16 protein-coding genes are annotated in these 15,212 nt (G+C 64.4%); 9 read left to right on the plus strand and 7 right to left on the minus strand.

All coding sequences use genetic code 11. The features are described 5' to 3' along the window. The first annotated feature begins 120 nt into the window (after positions 1-120). The 6 genes from X265_RS10725 (at position 121) to X265_RS40380 (ending at position 6,093) form a co-directional block, all read left to right on the plus strand. Entirely contained in the window at positions 121-1,716 is a 1,596-nt protein-coding gene (locus tag X265_RS10725) for an NAD-dependent malic enzyme (RefSeq protein ID WP_128969207.1), read from the plus strand. A gap of 234 nt (positions 1,717-1,950) precedes the next feature. Further along, positions 1,951-2,343, plus strand: coding sequence for a BlaI/MecI/CopY family transcriptional regulator (locus X265_RS10730; RefSeq protein WP_128964798.1), 393 nt, complete (start codon positions 1,951-1,953; stop codon positions 2,341-2,343). Further along, positions 2,340-4,853: a M56 family metallopeptidase gene (locus X265_RS10735; RefSeq protein WP_128964799.1), complete on the plus strand. Its 2,514-nt coding sequence runs from the start codon at positions 2,340-2,342 to the stop codon at positions 4,851-4,853. Before X265_RS10730 ends, X265_RS10735 begins: the two co-directional genes overlap by 4 nt. A gap of 147 nt (positions 4,854-5,000) precedes the next feature. Continuing rightward, a complete protein-coding gene (locus X265_RS40375) occupies positions 5,001-5,168 on the plus strand; it encodes a hypothetical protein (protein ID WP_164938511.1) in 168 nt (55 codons plus the stop codon). 153 nt (positions 5,169-5,321) lie between these two features. Next, complete coding sequence (locus X265_RS10740; RefSeq protein WP_128964800.1) at positions 5,322-5,846, plus strand: septal ring lytic transglycosylase RlpA family protein; 525 nt, start codon at positions 5,322-5,324, stop codon at positions 5,844-5,846. A gap of 91 nt (positions 5,847-5,937) precedes the next feature. Further along, a complete protein-coding gene (locus X265_RS40380; RefSeq protein WP_164938512.1) occupies positions 5,938-6,093 on the plus strand; it encodes a hypothetical protein in 156 nt (51 codons plus the stop codon). Positions 6,094-6,358: 265 nt separating this feature from the next. Here the strand turns inward: X265_RS40380 and X265_RS10745 are convergent, their stop codons facing one another. From X265_RS10745 to X265_RS10755, 3 genes are all read right to left on the minus strand, one after another. Continuing rightward, positions 6,359-6,664, minus strand: coding sequence for a hypothetical protein (locus X265_RS10745; protein ID WP_128964801.1), 306 nt, complete (start codon positions 6,662-6,664; stop codon positions 6,359-6,361). A 105-nt stretch (positions 6,665-6,769) separates the two neighbouring features. After that, positions 6,770-7,045 carry a hypothetical protein gene (locus X265_RS10750; RefSeq protein WP_128964802.1) on the minus strand — a complete coding sequence of 92 codons (276 nt, stop codon included), beginning with the start codon at positions 7,043-7,045 and terminating at the stop codon, positions 6,770-6,772. A 133-nt stretch (positions 7,046-7,178) separates the two neighbouring features. Further along, entirely contained in the window at positions 7,179-9,863 is a 2,685-nt protein-coding gene (locus X265_RS10755) for a flavin-containing monooxygenase (protein ID WP_128964803.1), read from the minus strand. Positions 9,864-10,055: 192 nt separating this feature from the next. Between X265_RS10755 and X265_RS10760 the strand changes: the two genes are divergently transcribed. Continuing rightward, complete coding sequence (locus tag X265_RS10760) at positions 10,056-10,304, plus strand: hypothetical protein (RefSeq protein WP_128964804.1); 249 nt, start codon at positions 10,056-10,058, stop codon at positions 10,302-10,304. An 81-nt stretch (positions 10,305-10,385) separates the two neighbouring features. Continuing rightward, the gene (locus X265_RS10765; protein WP_128964805.1) at positions 10,386-11,858 is read left to right on the plus strand and encodes a carboxylesterase/lipase family protein; all 1,473 of its coding nucleotides are present in this window, start codon (positions 10,386-10,388) and stop codon (positions 11,856-11,858) included. Positions 11,859-11,865: 7 nt separating this feature from the next. Here X265_RS10765 and X265_RS10770 read toward each other — a convergent pair whose 3' ends face one another. Then, entirely contained in the window at positions 11,866-12,045 is a 180-nt protein-coding gene (locus X265_RS10770; protein WP_128964806.1) for a hypothetical protein, read from the minus strand. A gap of 159 nt (positions 12,046-12,204) precedes the next feature. Between X265_RS10770 and X265_RS10775 the strand changes: the two genes are divergently transcribed. Further along, a complete protein-coding gene (locus tag X265_RS10775; RefSeq protein WP_128964807.1) occupies positions 12,205-12,999 on the plus strand; it encodes a DODA-type extradiol aromatic ring-opening family dioxygenase in 795 nt (264 codons plus the stop codon). A 561-nt stretch (positions 13,000-13,560) separates the two neighbouring features. Here X265_RS10775 and X265_RS10780 read toward each other — a convergent pair. The 3 genes from X265_RS10780 to X265_RS10790 form a co-directional block, all read right to left on the minus strand. Further along, positions 13,561-13,971 (minus strand): hypothetical protein, encoded by a 411-nt coding sequence (locus X265_RS10780; RefSeq protein ID WP_128964808.1) that lies wholly within the window; start codon positions 13,969-13,971, stop codon positions 13,561-13,563. 242 nt (positions 13,972-14,213) lie between these two features. Next, positions 14,214-14,861, minus strand: coding sequence for a glutathione S-transferase family protein (locus tag X265_RS10785; protein ID WP_128964809.1), 648 nt, complete (start codon positions 14,859-14,861; stop codon positions 14,214-14,216). 77 nt (positions 14,862-14,938) lie between these two features. Continuing rightward, on the minus strand, positions 14,939-15,199 hold the full coding sequence (locus X265_RS10790; protein WP_092212503.1) for a SemiSWEET transporter: 261 nt from the start codon (positions 15,197-15,199) through the stop codon (positions 14,939-14,941). Positions 15,200-15,212 lie beyond the last annotated feature (13 nt).

Below are 15,212 nucleotides of genomic sequence, written 5' to 3' on the forward strand. Positions count from 1 at the left end.
TGATCTCAATTGAGCGGTGGCCGACAATGTCGCGGTTCAGTGTGAAGCTTCCTGGGGGAATTCGTGAATAGACCTGCCCGCGTCGTTGCCCAACCGGCACTCTCCGATTCTGCACGTGGCATGACGCTGCTGCGCGATCCCTTGCTCAACAGGGGCACGGCCTTTACCGAGGCGGAGCGTGCCAAGCTGGGCCTGCGCGGCCTGCTGCCGCCCTGCGTGCTGACGATGGAGACGCAAGTCGAGCGCGTGCTGACCAATCTGCGCGCCCTGCCGACCGACCTGGAGAAATACGTCGCTCTGAACGCGCTGCATGACCGTAACGAGGCGCTGTTCTTCCGCGTCGTCGTCGACAACATCGACGAGATCCAGCCGATCATCTACACGCCGACGGTCGGGCTCGCCTGCCAGAAATACGGCCTGATCTTTCAGCGGCCACGCGGCATGTTCATCTCCTCGCGCGATCGCGGCCAGATCGCCGACATCCTGAGGAACTGGCCCTATCCGGCCAAGCTGATCGTCGTCACCGATGGTGAACGGATTCTCGGCCTCGGCGATCTCGGCGCCAACGGCATGGGCATACCGGTCGGAAAGCTCTCGCTCTATTCGGCCTGCGCCGGCGTCCATCCCGAACAGTGCCTGCCCATCGCGCTCGATGTCGGCACCAACAACGAGGAGCTGCTGAGCGATCCCTATTATCTCGGCCTGCGCGAGCGACGCCTCACCGGCGAAGCCTATGACAGCTTCGTCGACGAATTCATGACCGCGGCGCGGAAGACCTTTCCCGGCGTGTTGATCCAGTTCGAGGACTTCGCCAATCATTCCGCGTTCAAGCTGCTGCACAAATACCGGGATGAAGCCTGCGTCTTCAACGACGACATCCAGGGCACCGCAGCGGTCGCGCTCGCGGGCCTGTTCTCGGCGCTGCGTGTCAACGGCGGCAAGCTCAGGGACCAGCGCATCCTGTTCCTCGGTGCGGGCGAGGCGGCGACCGGCATCGCCGATCTCGTGGTCTCCGCCATGATGGCGGAGGGCGCGAGCGAAGCCGAGGCGCTCCGGCGCAACTGGCTGGTGGACTCCCGCGGCCTCGTCGTCGGCGGCCGCGAGGGTCTCTCCGGGCACAAGCTCCGTTATGCGCATAAGGACCAGGCGCCGATCGCCGACTTCCTCACCGCGATCAAGACGCTAAAGCCGACGGCGATCATCGGCGTGGCCGCGGTCGGCGGCGCCTTCACGCCCGAAGTGCTCAAGACGATGGCGGAGCTCAATGAGCAGCCGATCGTGTTCGCCCTGTCCAACCCGACCTCGAAGGCCGAGTGCTCGGCGGAGGATGCCTACCGCTACACCGAGGGCCGCGCCCTGTTTGCCTGCGGTAGCCCGTATGATCCGGTCAAGCTCAACGGCCGCACCTTCGTGCCGCGCCAGGGCAACAACTCCTACATCTTCCCCGGCGTCGGTCTCGGCGTGATCGCGAGCGGCTCGCGGCTCGTGACCGACGAGATGTTCATGGCGGCTGCCCATACGCTGGCCAATTGCGTCGGCAAGGAGGACCTGGATCAAGGCAGCCTCTATCCGGCGCTGCCGCGCATCCGCGAGGTGTCGGTGCGCATTGCGGCTGCCGTCGCCGACGTCGCCTTTCAGCGGGGGCTCGCCGACGGACCCGCGCCCAACGACGTCAAGGCCCTGGTCCAGTCGCAGATGTACGAGCCGAAGTACTAGCGCCGCCAAGCCGCGTTCAGAACGACTCGGCTAGTGCGCCGACGGGGCTACCTCGTCATGGCCGGGCTTGTCCCGGCCATCCACGACGTATGGCACGGAGAACGTGGATGCCCGGGACAGGCCCGGGCATGACGGCGTAGCCAGGCCGCGCGCTGCCAGAATCGCCGTTGTCTGCCGTCGCCTTATGTGCGACGCTCTGTAGCGTTACAAGAATTCCAACTTAGGTAAGCCACCATGGACGATCGTTTGCCCGACCTGGGCGATCTCGAGCACGAGGTCATGCAGATAGTATGGGCCCATGGGCCGGTCACGGCCGAAATCGTGCGCGAGCGACTATCGCGCCATCTGAAGGAGTCGACGGTGCGCACCGTGCTGCGCCGGCTGGAAGAAAAGGGCTATGTTCGCCACACCGTGGACGGGCGCACCTATGTCTACCACGCCGCCGAGGCGCGCGCGCGCGTCGCGGCCAAGGCGGTGCAGCGCATCGTCGACTGGTTCTGCAACGGCTCGATGGAGGAAGTTCTCGTCGGCATGGTGGACAATGCGATGCTCGACCAGCAGCAATTGCGCGCGCTGGCCGACCAGGTGGCCAAGGCGAAGAAAGCGAGAGGTGTGAAAAAGGAATGATCGCAGCTCTGGCTGAGGCGGCGTTACGCTCCTTCGCGCTGGGAGGCGTCGTCTGGATCGGTCTCAACCTGTTTCGCGTGCGCAATCCGCACGTTCACATGACGGCATGGATCGTCGTGCTGCTGGCGTCGCTGGCGATGCCGGTCGTGATGCATTGGCCGACGCTCACCATCGACCGGCTGCCCTTGTCCGTGCCGGTGCCGGTGGAATCCTGGCCGGCCGACATATCGATGCTGGAGCGGCCACAACCGTCGCTGCCGATCGCGCCGGGTGCTGCAATCGCGTCGACGGCGAAGGCGGGTATTTCGATCGATTGGTGGATGGTCGCCACCGGCGTCTATGTCGGGATCGCCGGCTTGCTGCTGCTGCGGCTGGCCATCGGCCTCTGCCTGACCTGGCGTCTGGCCCGGGCCGCAAAGCCGGTGAAAGGCATGATCGATGCCGATGTGCGTGTCAGCCGCGACGTCGGCGGCCCCGTCACCTTCGGCTCGACCATCCTGGTGCCGCCGCAGTTCTTCGGCTGGGACGCCAAGAAGCGCCTCGCCGTGCTGGCGCATGAAGGCGCGCATGTCGCCAACAGGGATTTCTACGTCCTGCTGCTCGCGTCGCTGAACCGCGTGGTGTTCTGGTTCAGCCCGTTCTCGTGGTGGCAACTTGCGCGTCTTGCCGAGCTCGCCGAGATCATCAGCGACGCCCGGGCGATCGAGATGATCGACGACCGGCTGTCCTATGCCGAGATCCTGCTCGATGTCGCCGCCTCGGTGAAGCCGCGGCCGATGGAGCTGGCGATGGCGCAGGCCGCGACCGTACGCGCGCGCATCGAGCGCATCATCGCGGCCGCTGCCATGCCCGTCGCGGTCGGCTGGCGCAAGCGGCTGTGGATCGCGGCTGCTATCGTGCCCGTCGTGATCGCATCGGCCGGGATGATCGCCTACCGGACGCCGGACCCCGTGGCATCAGGTGCCGATCTCGGCGATGTGCCGGCCGAGCATTACCGCCCGTTCGTCAATTTCTACGCCATGGGTCCGGCCTCGGTGTTCGCCATCTTCCGCGAGGGCGATGAGGTGTACGGGCAGCTCACCGGCCAGCGCCGCTTACGCATCAGCGTCGCGAGCGACGGCACGGCGTCCTATGCGGCTTCGTTCGGCGAGATCACGTTCCCTGTCGATGCGGAGCGCCGCTCGTCCGAGCTGATGCTGCACATGAACGGCCGCAATGTGCGGGCTGTCCGCGTGGCCGAGATGCCGACGCCGGCCGCAGATCCGGTCTCGCTCGATCAATATGTCGGCTGGTACCGGGTCGCGCCGAACCGCGTGCTCACGGTGCGGCGCGACGGCGATGGCCTGCAGGTGCAGGAGACCGGGCAGGGTCGATCACTGGCCCTCGCCGAGGGCCTTGATGCCTTCTCCGTCCACGGCGATCGCCTGCTGATCTTCCTGCGCGACGACGCGGCCAAAGTGTCACGCGTGCTGGTCCACAACGCGGTCTCCGGCGCTCGCCTCGCGCAGCGGATCGATGCGGCGCAGGCTCAGGCGATCGAGGCCGACTTCGCCCGGCGCCTTGCGGAAGTGCCCGACAGGTTCAGGGAGCAGGTTCCGGCTGCCGGCAGCAAGGAGATCATTCTCACCGGAATCGAAGACCTGCGGCGCGGCACGCCGAATTATGGCCGCATGAGTGCGCCGCTCGCGGCCGCTATCCACGGTCGGCTCGACGAATTGCGTGCAACATTCGCAGCGCTCGGGCCGATCGAGTCGATCTTCTTCCGGGGCGTCGGGCCCGGCGGCTACGACATCTACGGTGCCAAATTCGAGAACGGCACGGCGGAATTCCGAGTGCTGCTCGAGCCCGACGGCAAGGCCGGCGATGTGACCTTCCGGCCCGACGGCAATGACGAGCTCGGCGGGATCTTCTCCTGCGCCGAAGAGGCGCGCGTGCGCGGTCGCGCCGGCACCTCGCCGATCCGGATCATGCTCTACAACGAAACGGAAGACGACATTCAGGTCTTCAATCTCGGCGCGGACGGCGAGCGCAAGGCGCAGAGCGTCGTCCGGTCGGACATGACCTGGGTCGCGCTGACCAATGTGAACAGTCCCTGGGTCATCGCCGACAAGTCCGGCAAGTGCATGGAGATCCTGGTGCCGGGCCGGCAGACGCGCTTCCACAATGTGGAGGCCTCGAACCTCGTGGCGCGGCCGGGGCGCGCCGCGCGTCGCGCCGTCCCGATCGTCAATGGTGAAGCGATGCTGCGGCTGTATCTCGAGGGCATCGCCAAGGGCCAGCCGGACTACGATCACATGACGACCGAGGTCGCCAACATCACGCGTGCGCAGCTTCCGTTCGATCAGGCGATCCTGGCGCGGCTCGGGGCGCTCCGCGCGGTCTCGTTCCGCGGCGTCACTGCGCTCGACAGCGACATCTATGTCGCCCAGTTCGCCAACGGCGCGGCGGAATGGCGTATCGGCGTCAGAAACGGGACGATCACCAAGATCGCGCTGGGGCCGAATTTCTAGCGCGCGGCGGCCGGACCGAGCGGCGATGCCACCGATCCGGCTTGCGCTCGCCCGTCCGAAGCGTTACGATACGTAACACTACCTTGGGTAGCCTTGCGCGCGGCCGCGGGCCTGGAGGATGGCACGGCCCGCAGTCGGATCGGGTTCATGATGTGCACGCTGACGCAACGGGAGCTCGACTTTCTCGCCAGCCTGAAAACCGGCTGGCGGCTGCTCTATCGGCGTGAACTGATACGGCTCATCAGGGGCGACGCCGAGACCACAGACCTGCGGCCCGAGATGCGCCCGATCGTTTGGCGCGTCATATCGAGCTGATTTCTCGGCGATCTGTGTCGATTCAGGACACCGACTGTGGTGGATTCATCACAGCGGGCGCGCGAAACGAAGCTGGCCGCACGGCCGCTTTTGTTCAGCCAAGGTTCTGCCCTCATTGCCCACCGAAACTTGGGGTTGTTCGGAGGGCGCATCATGTCTCGCATTGCACGTGCCGAAACTCCCCTGACCTCGCTGGCAAGCTCGAGCAGGTTGATGCTCGCTGTCATCGGCGCCGCTTCGCTCGCCGCGTGCGCGCAATCACCGGTCGGCCGCCAGAAGGCCGATCTTGCCGCGACCAGCCGGCAGGCGGCAATCGAGCGGCCGCACCGCGTGGCGGCGTTCCACCCGCATCCCGTCAGCCGGGCGCGTGTCCCGGATGAACCTGCCGATGCCAAGCCGACCGCCTTGCGCGGCGTGGCGAGCTTCTACTCCGACACCGAGACCGCGAGCGGGGAGAAATTCGACAAGGACGAGATGACCGCGGCTCACCCGACGCTGCCGTTCGGCACTCGCTTGCGCGTCACCGACGTCTCCTCCGGCCGCTTCGTGACCGTCAGGGTCAACGATCGCGGACCCTTCGTGCGCGGACGGGTGGTCGACATCTCGCCGTCGGCGGCCGAGGCGCTCGGAATGCTCGACAAGGGCGTCGCCAACGTCCGGCTCGACGTGGTGCAATAGGGCGCTGCGAGCGCATTGCGCTTAACCGGCTGTTAGCGGCTCTCACGCACTATGAGCGTCCGGCAAATTCGGGGCTTCGGGGAGACGGCGCTTGAAGACGATCCAGTATCTCGAAGATCAGGCTGCGCGCGCCGAGCGGCTCGCCAAACGGATCACGGATACGCCGACGATCGAGAAGCTCCTGACCTTCGCCGTCGAACGCCGCCGCGAGATCGAGGTCATTGCGGGCGGCCGGCGCCGCAACTGAGTCCAGCGTTCCATGCTCTGATCGCATTCCGCCTCGCTGCAGGGCGCGGAACTTCTTCTTTGTCCCGGCGTCATTCCGGCGATGCAATTGGAGGAGGACATCATGGGTTTCGGACGAGGTGCTTTGCTTTGGTTGCTTGGTGTGCCGCTGCCGGTCATCCTGCTGCTGGCGTTGTTCTGGCATCACTGAGCGCGTGACACGAAAAGCGCCGCGGAAGCGGCGCTTTTTTGTTGCCTGCGATGTGTGCCGCGAAGGCGATGCAAGATCAGCTGTGGCTCTCCACGAAATCGCTGAGATAGTCGGGCAGCGTCACACCATCGATATCGCAGCGCGCCTGGATCTCGCCCGCGACATCGGTCGAAATGTCGTGCATCCAGTGTTCGAGCGTGTTGAACGAGATCACCTTGATCGGATCGTTGAAGCAGCCTGCAACCATCTCGCGGATTGCGGTGTCGAGATCGTTGCGTTCGACGCGGATCTCGGTTGCCTCGTCGAGGCGATCGATCACCACGAACAGGGTCTGGTCGGCGCCATAGGGCACGACCGCGGATGGCACGCCAGCATCAAGCATGTGAGACGCTCACGTCTTGCTGTTGTCTCTTGGCGTCCTATTAACGGGAAAAATCGGGAGAAGGTTCCTGCCGCCGGGGCGAAGTCACAGCTTCGTGGTGCGCACTCAGAGAAAATCTCTCAGCCGCGACAGCTCGATGATGTGCTCGGGCGAGAGGATGTCCGTGACCAGCGGCGGCTGTGGCGCCGTGCGGATCTCGTAGAGATGCCTGGATGGCGCGGGTTTTTGCATGAAGGCCGAGATGCAGGCATCGAGCGTGCCTTCGCTGACCTGATAGGGCACGCGGTCCTGAAGGCGCTGATTTCCGAGCGACGGCCATTTCTGCAGCACCGCGGGCGCGGCGAAATCGACCTTTGAATCGCTGACAGATGCGTCCCCCATATCGTCCCCGCCTCACGCAAAAAGAACCCCGGCACGCAAAGGCTCGCGTGCCAGGGCCCATACCCATCGCTGCATCTCAATGCCACGCCTCGACAACGCGGCGGCCGGGAAAAGGTTCCCGGCCGGTCGCGGGCTAACTCGCGGCCGCCGCGATTTTGTGCCCCGGGCTAGCGCCATGGCTGCTCTCGTCGCCGCGTCTGACCTCCGGCGGAATTCCTGCAAAACGCCGCAAGGCTTCCGCCATTTGAACCCGGCCCTGGACGCCCGTGATCACCACGTCGACCATCGTAAACGACGAGTGGAAATGGCCGCGGGCCTTGAGCTGCTCGACCGGGACGCCGGCGGCGGCCATCGCCTCGGCATAGGCGATGCCTTCGTCGCGCAGCGGATCGAACTCGCAGGTGACCACGAAGGCCGGCGGCAGCCTATCGACCTTGCCGCGCAGCGGCGAGACGCGCGGGTCGGTGCGGTCATCGGGCGAGCAGTAGAGGTCCCAGAACCAGTACATCAGCGACCGCGTCAGGAAATAGCCTGATGCGTTGTCGTTGTAGGACGGACGATCGAAGCTGCAGTCGGTCACCGGACAGACCAGGAGCTGGCCCGATATCTCGGGCCCGCCGCGGTCGCGCGCGAGCTGGCAGGTCACGGCAGCGATGTTGCCGCCGGCGCTCCAGCCTGCGACCATCACCGGCCCCTGGATGCCGCCAAGCTCGGCCAGATGCTCCGAGATCCAGCGCGTCGCCGCATAGCCGTCCTCGGCCGCCGCCGGGAAACGATGCTCCGGCGCATGGCGATAGCCGACGCTGACGAACATCATGCCGGTCCGCCGTACCATGTCGCGGCAGAACGGCTCGTCCGACTGCTCGTCGCCGAGCACCCAGCCGCCGCCGTGGAAATAGACCACGACCGGATGCGGCCCCGGCGCCGCCGGTTTGTAGACGCGGTACGGCAGAGGGCCGTCGGCGCCGGGCAGTCGGCCGTCGACGATCTCTCCGATCGGCCGTCCCGCTGGCCGGCTCTTGTTGAACTCATTGACGAAGGCGCGCGCGCCGATCGCTCCCATCGACTCGATCGGCGGCAGGTTCAGCGAGGCCAGCAGATACAGCACCAGCCGCACGTCCGGCTGCAGCCGCACCACCTCGCCGTCATTGCATTGCGCTGCGACCTTGGGGCCCGACAGCTTGAAGCCGAGCATGCCGCGGCTGACCACCTCGTCGCAGATGCTGCGATAGGGACCGACGCCGCCAGTGTAGGGCATCAGGCCCTGCACCTTGCCGGGCACGTTGGCGCCCGTGTACCAGGTGTTGGCGAGCCGGTGCAGCGTCAGCATCGAGCAATCCGCCATGTGCCTGGCCCAGCCTGCCTGCGCCGTTTCGGTCGGCTCGATCGTGGTGAAGCCGGCGTCGCGCAGCGCGACCAGGCGATCCACCACCCAGTCGACATGCTGCTCGATCGACACCGCCATGTTCGACAGCACCGACGGGCTGCCGGGCCCGGTGATCATGAAGAAGTTCGGGAAGCCCTCGACGGTGAGGCCGAGATAGCTCTGCGGCCCCTGCGCCCAGACGTCGCTGAGCGACTTGCCGCCGCGGCCGGTGATCGGATGCACGGCGCGGATCGCGCCGGTCATGGCGTCGAAGCCGGTCGCGAACACGATGACGTCGACATCGAAGTTGCGCTTGCCGGTGCTGATGCCGCTTGCCGTGATCGCCTTGATCGGCTCCTGGCGCAGATTGACCAGCGAGACGTTGGGCCGGTTGTAGGTCGTATAATAATTGGTTTCGAGGCAGGGGCGCTTGGCGCCGAACGGATGATCGTCCGGCATCAACGCAGCCGCGGTCTCGGGATCGTTGACGGCCGCGCGGATTTTTTCGCGGATCAGGTCCTGGACGATCCTGTTGCCGTCGAGGTCGACCGCCTGGTCGGCCCAGAGCTGCGACAGGATGTGGACGAGGTCGCCGGCCGCCCAGGCGCGCTCGAACCGCTCACGACGCTCGGCATCGCTCAATTGCCAGCTCACGGCCGTCTGCTGCGGATAGGGCACGCCGGCCATCGACTGCCGGGCCTGCGCGCGATAGGCCGCGCGATCGCTCTGGAACAGCTCCATGCGATCGGATGGCGCGGGGCCGTTATGCGCAGGCAGGGCGAAATTCGGCGTGCGCTGGAACACGGTCAGATGCGCGGCCTGCTCGGCAATCAGCGGGATCGACTGGATGCCCGACGAGCCGGTTCCGATCACCGCGACGCGCTTTCCCGCGAGATCGACGCCGTCGTGCGGCCAGCGTCCGGTGAAATAGACCTCGCCCTTGAAGTCCTTGACGCCGTCGATCTCCGGCGGCTTGGGCGCGGAGAGACAGCCGGTGGCCATGATGTAATGGCGGCAGGAGACCGGCGCGCCGCTGCTGGTGGTGATGAGCCAGCGCTCGGCTGTCTCATCCCATTTGGCTTCGGTGACCTTGGTGTTGAAGCGGATGTCGCGGCGCAGATCGTAGCGATCCGCGACAAAGCCGAGGTAACGCAGGATTTCCGGCTGGGTCGCGTATTTCTCCGACCAGGTCCAGGCCTTGTCGAGTTCCGGATCGAACGTGTAGCTGTAGTCGATGGTCTGGATGTCGCAGCGGGCGCCCGGATAGCGGTTCCAGTACCAGGTGCCGCCGACGTCGCCGGCTTCTTCGAGCCCGACGGCCGAGAGGCCGGCCTTGCGCAACCGATGGAGCAGATAGAGGCCGGCAAATCCGGCACCGACCACGGCGACGTCGACCTGCTGTGGGGTTCCGCGGTCTTCGGAAGCACGTGTAGCAACCATTGCGTCAGACATCGCATTTCCTCCCGTATGTTTTGTTTTGCCGGCAGGCTATCGCTGCAGGTTCAGCTTGTCATCACGGCAAGTGCAATCTTCGGTGGTCGTTTGCGGCGGCATCGTGGCCGGGTGAATCTTTGCAGCGCTACACGCATCGCGATGCACAATGGCCGTGATTACCCGGGCTAATCATGCCCGATCCGTCTGTGTATGCTTGCGGTTACAAGCCACGCGTACCGGCCCGGCGTCATGACAGAGTTGAGTGAGCGAACCAAAGCCAACATGGACGTCGTCCTGGAGGAGACGTGTCGCCAATTGCCGCATGGCGGCGACCATGACAGCCGCAAGTTCATTGCCGAGCGTCTGATCGAAGCCGCGAAGGCCGGCCACTCCACCCTCGGCGAACTCGGCATCATCGCGCGGCGTGCCCTGGCGGAGATCATTGCCAAAGGCAATTAGCGCGGTGCCGCGGAGCTTGCCTCGCCACGAACCGCAGACGTAATCTGCAGGCAATCCTTCCCGCACCTCGAGATTGCCAAGATGCGGTGGCTGTTTGCGCTTCTCGCGGCCTCTTCATGTCTTTGCTGCACCGGTGCCGCCGTCGCCCAGGCGGTCGGCCAGTTTCCGTTTGCGTTGACGCGCGAAGGCCAGATGCTCGGCGCCGTCAACGGCGAGGTGGCCTCCTTCAAGGGGCTCGCCTATGCAGCGCCGCCCGTCGGCAGCCTGCGCTGGCGTCCGCCGGAGGCCTTGCCCGAGAGTTCGGAGATGAGCACGGCCTACGAGTATGCCGCGCCGTGCCTGCAGCCTTCGCTGCCGGCCGCACGCGAGGATTGCCTCACGCTCAACGTCTTTCGTCCCTTCGGTGTCGACGGGCCGTTGCCGGTGATGGTGTTCATCCACGGCGGCGGCTTTGTCGCGGGCACCGCCAACGATCCGTTGTTCGACGGCGCAAGGCTCGCACAGGCCGGGCTCATCTTGGTCACCTTGAATTACCGCCTGGGCGCGCTCGGCTGGCTCAGGAATCCCGCACTGTCGGACGACGGCTCCGGCAATTTCGGCCTGATGGACCAGATCGCAGCGCTGCGCTGGGTGCACGACAACATCGCGGCCTTCGGCGGCGATGCGAGCAACGTGACGCTGTTCGGCACCGGCGCCGGCGCGACATCGATCGCGCTTCTGATGCTGTGCAGCCAATCACGCGATCTCTTCCAGAAAGCGATCCTGCAATCGATCCCCGGACGCGCGCGACTGCCGTCGTTGCAGGAGGCCGAGGCGACGGGCCGGCAGTTCGTCGCCGCGCTCGGCCGGGCAGCGGATTTGCGCGACGTCGCACCCGCGCGTCTGCTCGCGGCTGAAAAGCGTGTGCTGGAAAAATCTCCGCGCAGCTTTGTGCCTGTTGTGGACGGAAGCCTGGTGACGGAAGATATAGCTGCCGGATTTGCCGCAGGACATGAGAGCCGCATTCCCTTGATCATCGGCTCGAATGACGATGAGACCCGCTTCGATAGCGAGCTTGAGGTCAAGGAGGCGCTGTCGTCATCGGATGAAAGCATCGACGAGCTGCGCAAGACCTATCCTGATGCCGTGAGGCCGTCCGACCTTGCCGCGCGCATCTACACTGACAAGGTTTTCTCCGAGCCGGTACGAATGCTTGTCCGGCTTCATGCCGCAACCGGCGCGCCGACCTTCCGCTATCGCTTTGCCTACGTGCCGGAATCAAGGCGCGCCAATCCCGACGAAGGCCACGGCCGCGAATTGCAGTTCATCTTCGGCGTGGAGGGAGTGCCCGGCGCCGGCATCTTCTCGCGGCGGGATCGCGAGGTCGCAAACAGCTTGCGAGCATACTGGATCAACTTCGCCCGGAGCGGCGATCCCAACGGCGCAGAGCTGCCGCATTGGGACGCGGCCGCGGACCGCGATCATCTGCTGCTGATCGGCAATGATCGCATCGCCAGTGGTGACGACCCCTTTGCGGACCGTCTGGACCGGCTCGGACGCGGGAGCAGGAATTGAGTTGGAGTCAGGCCGCGAGCTCGACGCGCGGCGCCAGCGTCAGGCGTTCTTCCTCCAGATAGTCCATCGCGCCGTCCTTCTCGACGGCATAGAACTGCTGGCCATCCTTCGATCGGTAGGCGGCGCGAACGACGCCGCGGCGGCCCTTGTCACTGTTGACGACGTCCCCCAGCGCAAACTTCTTCATCTCACAACCCGCTTGTCTTCTGGCCGATTGCTTCGGCCACATCAGGATTTTGGGCGGCAAATCGTTAACGACTTGCTAACCATACGGGTTTGCCTATGCTCGCTGCGAAGCGCGCGGGCGGCTGCGCGCGGATGTTGTCCTTGAGACGAGCCAGCACAGATGACGCGATTTCCCACCCTGTTTGTGTCCCATGGCGGCGGCCCCTGGCCCTTCATGGAGGACCGGCGGGTGCAATATGCCAAGACCGCCGCGGAGTTCGCCCGGCTGCCGCAGCTTCTGCCCGCGCGGCCGAAGGCGGTGCTGGTGATCACTGGCCATTGGGAGGCCGATGCTTTCACCGTGTCGACCTCGGCGCATCCGCCGATGGTGTACGATTATTACGGTTTCCCCGAGCATACCTACCACGTCAAATATCCGGCGCCGGGCCAGCCCGCGCTCGCAGCAGACGTGAAGGCGCTGCTCGGGCGCGCCGGGGTCGAGTGCCGCGAGGACGCCAATCAGGGATTTGACCATGGCACCTTCGTGCCGCTCGGCCTGATGTATCCGAATGCCGACATGCCGATCGTGCTGCTGTCGCTGAAGTCGAGCTACGACGCGGCCGAGCACATCAAGGTCGGGCAGGCGATCGCCTCGCTCCGCGACCAGGGCATTCTGATCGTCGGTAGCGGGCTCACCTATCACAATATGCGCGGCTTCGGACGTGCGGAGTCGAAGCCCGTCTCGTACGATTTCGAAGCCTATCTGAACGAGGCGATCAGCAACCCGGACGCGGCGCGCCGCAACGCCATGCTGATCGCGTGGGAGGCCGCGCCGAGCGCGCGTCTCGCCCATCCGCGCGAAGATCATCTGCTGCCGTTGATGGTCGCGGCGGGAGCGGCCGGCAACGACGTGGGCAAGCGTGTCTTCGTCGACGAGGTCGCGAGCGTCGCGATGGCATCGTACGTGTTTGGGTGAAGGTGTCGCCGGCGAAGGACGATCGGGTCGCGCGTATCTCCAACCATGCGGCGTCATGACTGCAACCACGTCCGCTGCGAAAGCGCTTCCGGTCTACACTCGACAGCTGACATTTGGACGAACTTCGAGCAAGGCAGCGTTGGGCACAAATGCAGACGTTAGGCTGGTCGCCAATTAGTGGGATTTCAGATCGCGCCGCTCTTTGAATTTGCGTCCGACCAGGTATCCCACAGATGCGAAGGCCAAAATCGACGGCAATGCAAACACTGCGGAATAGGCAAGCAGTTCGATCAAACTCGGCGGGTGACGGAAGCTTTGCTGAACGCGCGTAAGAGCGAGGAGCCCTATCGCGGCGGCATAGCTGAGAAGGACGCACAGAAACCATCGTCCCACAAGCCGCCCAACTGCTGCGCCAACAATCAGGGCAGGAATAAAGGAGAGTAAGCCTACGGTACCCCATAAGTAGATTAGGTCTCTAAACAATCGAATATCCCACACCGGAAACCTCCGCGACTCCTACCGCGAACAATGAGCTACTGCGCTGCGTAGCCGTGCGTCCGGTTAAAAGCTGCCATCCGGACGCGGAAACCCTCGCCCCTTCGGAGGTGCTTGTTCGACACAGGTCTTCGCCCGTGCGACAATTTCCTTCGGTGATAGCTCATTGAGAATTCGATCACGTTCCTTTCCAAAGATGAAAGCAAGCTCCATCAGACGTTCACGCTTACCTTCAGGCTCACGTGTGTCCAACCTTCGGAAAGTCGCAGAGGCATTCTGATGATTGATCTCGGCGTCATTGGCTTTTTGTCGTAGCGCAGGGTCAGTCGGGACTTTGCCTGTTTCCATAAGCTTGTCCGCGACAAAAATAGTCGCCGCACAGGTGAGATGGGCGTCCTCCTGGGGAGAACAGGCGCCCAGATATAAGCTCGCAGCAACAAGTTGAGCCAATACTGCGGTTTTGCAGAGAGGTTTCACGGCAAACCTGGGTTCGGAGCGGGTGACAAATGACCTCAGACGCGCAAGTCCACTTGTCGGTTGCAGAGGAGCGCTCCGTCAACCGAGATCACAGTGAATGCTCAATTTTCCCTAACAGAGGAAGTCCGCTTCGGGTCAAAAGCGACCGTAGAGGCCGTTACGACCTCGCGACAGCTCCACCATCCATAGCCGGCATCAGGATGACCTCGGCTTATTCGGCCAAAAGGGGTCAGGGGCCGTCGTTACGGTGGTGCTTGGGGCAATTGCGGCATCGTGGCCAAGAGTGTCGGTCTGTTGGAGAGCGCAGACCACCAATGACTGAGCCTGATGTGCTTCTGAAGAAGGGACAGTCCTTCGGGGGCCAACACGAAGTAGCCAATCATCGGTGCGAGGTGGACGTCGGCTAACGACAAGTCCTTACCGGTCAGGTATTGCCCCTGGCCGGCTGTGGCCTCCAGAGCCGCAAGTACCTTGGTCGCTGCTTCGAGGCCCTGCTTGACCTCGCTCTCGTCGACCGGTCGTCGCAGGGCAGGCCTGAAAACCTTGTGCGAAAAGACCTGTCTTACCAGAGGCCAATAGGCGTAGCTGTCCACGATCGAGATGACCTGATTGCAGCGCGCTCGTTCTCTTGGCTCGGTCGGCTGAAGCTTCGGACCATCAAAGGCCTCATCCACGTATCGCGTGATCGCGCTGGTCTCGTAAACGGCGAAGGCGTCGTGAACCAGCGCGGGCACGCGCTTGAATGGGTGAATGGCAAGGTAGCTGGCGGGCGTGTTTTCGGAGAACGGATCGACTTCCGTCCAGGTGTAGGTCACGCCCTTTTCATGGAGAGCCAGCCGGGCAATCCAGGAGTACACGCTGTAACGATAGCCATGCAATGCAACCGTCATTTGCCCGTCGCCTCATCAGGTGGTGACGAGAGTCTGCCGGCTTTTTTCGAATCTGCAAGAACAGGAGAGGGTCAGCTTCACCCGTATCGCAGCTTCATCAGCAGAATGCCGCCGGCGAGCAGCATGGTGACGGCGTTCGAGGCAATCAGCGGGCCGTCGCCCGAGAGCAGGCCGTAGATGAGCCAGAGCGCGAGGCCCAGCACCATGACCAGGAACATGCCGAGCGAGATGTCTCCGGTGGAGCGCGTCTTCCACACCTTGATGGCTTGCGGCGCGTAGGCCACGGTGGTGCAGGTGGCGGCGGCAAAGCCGATCAGCTTGATCACGAAGGGTTCCATGGCCGCTCTATAG

Source organism: Bradyrhizobium guangdongense, assembly GCF_004114975.1.
Classification (GTDB): domain Bacteria; phylum Pseudomonadota; class Alphaproteobacteria; order Rhizobiales; family Xanthobacteraceae; genus Bradyrhizobium; species Bradyrhizobium guangdongense.

Coding starts and splice junctions, on each gene's coding strand:
- X265_RS10725 (WP_128969207.1), top strand. CDS start 121: ATGACGCTGCTGCGCGATCCCTTGCTCAACAGGGGCACGGCCTTTACC.
- X265_RS10730 (WP_128964798.1), top strand. CDS start 1,951: ATGGACGATCGTTTGCCCGACCTGGGCGATCTCGAGCACGAGGTCATG.
- X265_RS10735 (WP_128964799.1), top strand. CDS start 2,340: ATGATCGCAGCTCTGGCTGAGGCGGCGTTACGCTCCTTCGCGCTGGGA.
- X265_RS40375 (WP_164938511.1), top strand. CDS start 5,001: ATGATGTGCACGCTGACGCAACGGGAGCTCGACTTTCTCGCCAGCCTG.
- X265_RS10740 (WP_128964800.1), top strand. CDS start 5,322: ATGTCTCGCATTGCACGTGCCGAAACTCCCCTGACCTCGCTGGCAAGC.
- X265_RS10745 (WP_128964801.1), bottom strand. CDS start 6,664: ATGCTTGATGCTGGCGTGCCATCCGCGGTCGTGCCCTATGGCGCCGAC.
- X265_RS10750 (WP_128964802.1), bottom strand. CDS start 7,045: ATGGGGGACGCATCTGTCAGCGATTCAAAGGTCGATTTCGCCGCGCCC.
- X265_RS10755 (WP_128964803.1), bottom strand. CDS start 9,863: ATGTCTGACGCAATGGTTGCTACACGTGCTTCCGAAGACCGCGGAACC.
- X265_RS10760 (WP_128964804.1), top strand. CDS start 10,056: ATGCTTGCGGTTACAAGCCACGCGTACCGGCCCGGCGTCATGACAGAG.
- X265_RS10765 (WP_128964805.1), top strand. CDS start 10,386: ATGCGGTGGCTGTTTGCGCTTCTCGCGGCCTCTTCATGTCTTTGCTGC.
- X265_RS10770 (WP_128964806.1), bottom strand. CDS start 12,045: ATGAAGAAGTTTGCGCTGGGGGACGTCGTCAACAGTGACAAGGGCCGC.
- X265_RS10775 (WP_128964807.1), top strand. CDS start 12,205: ATGACGCGATTTCCCACCCTGTTTGTGTCCCATGGCGGCGGCCCCTGG.
- X265_RS10785 (WP_128964809.1), bottom strand. CDS start 14,861: ATGACGGTTGCATTGCATGGCTATCGTTACAGCGTGTACTCCTGGATT.
- X265_RS10790 (WP_092212503.1), bottom strand. CDS start 15,199: ATGGAACCCTTCGTGATCAAGCTGATCGGCTTTGCCGCCGCCACCTGC.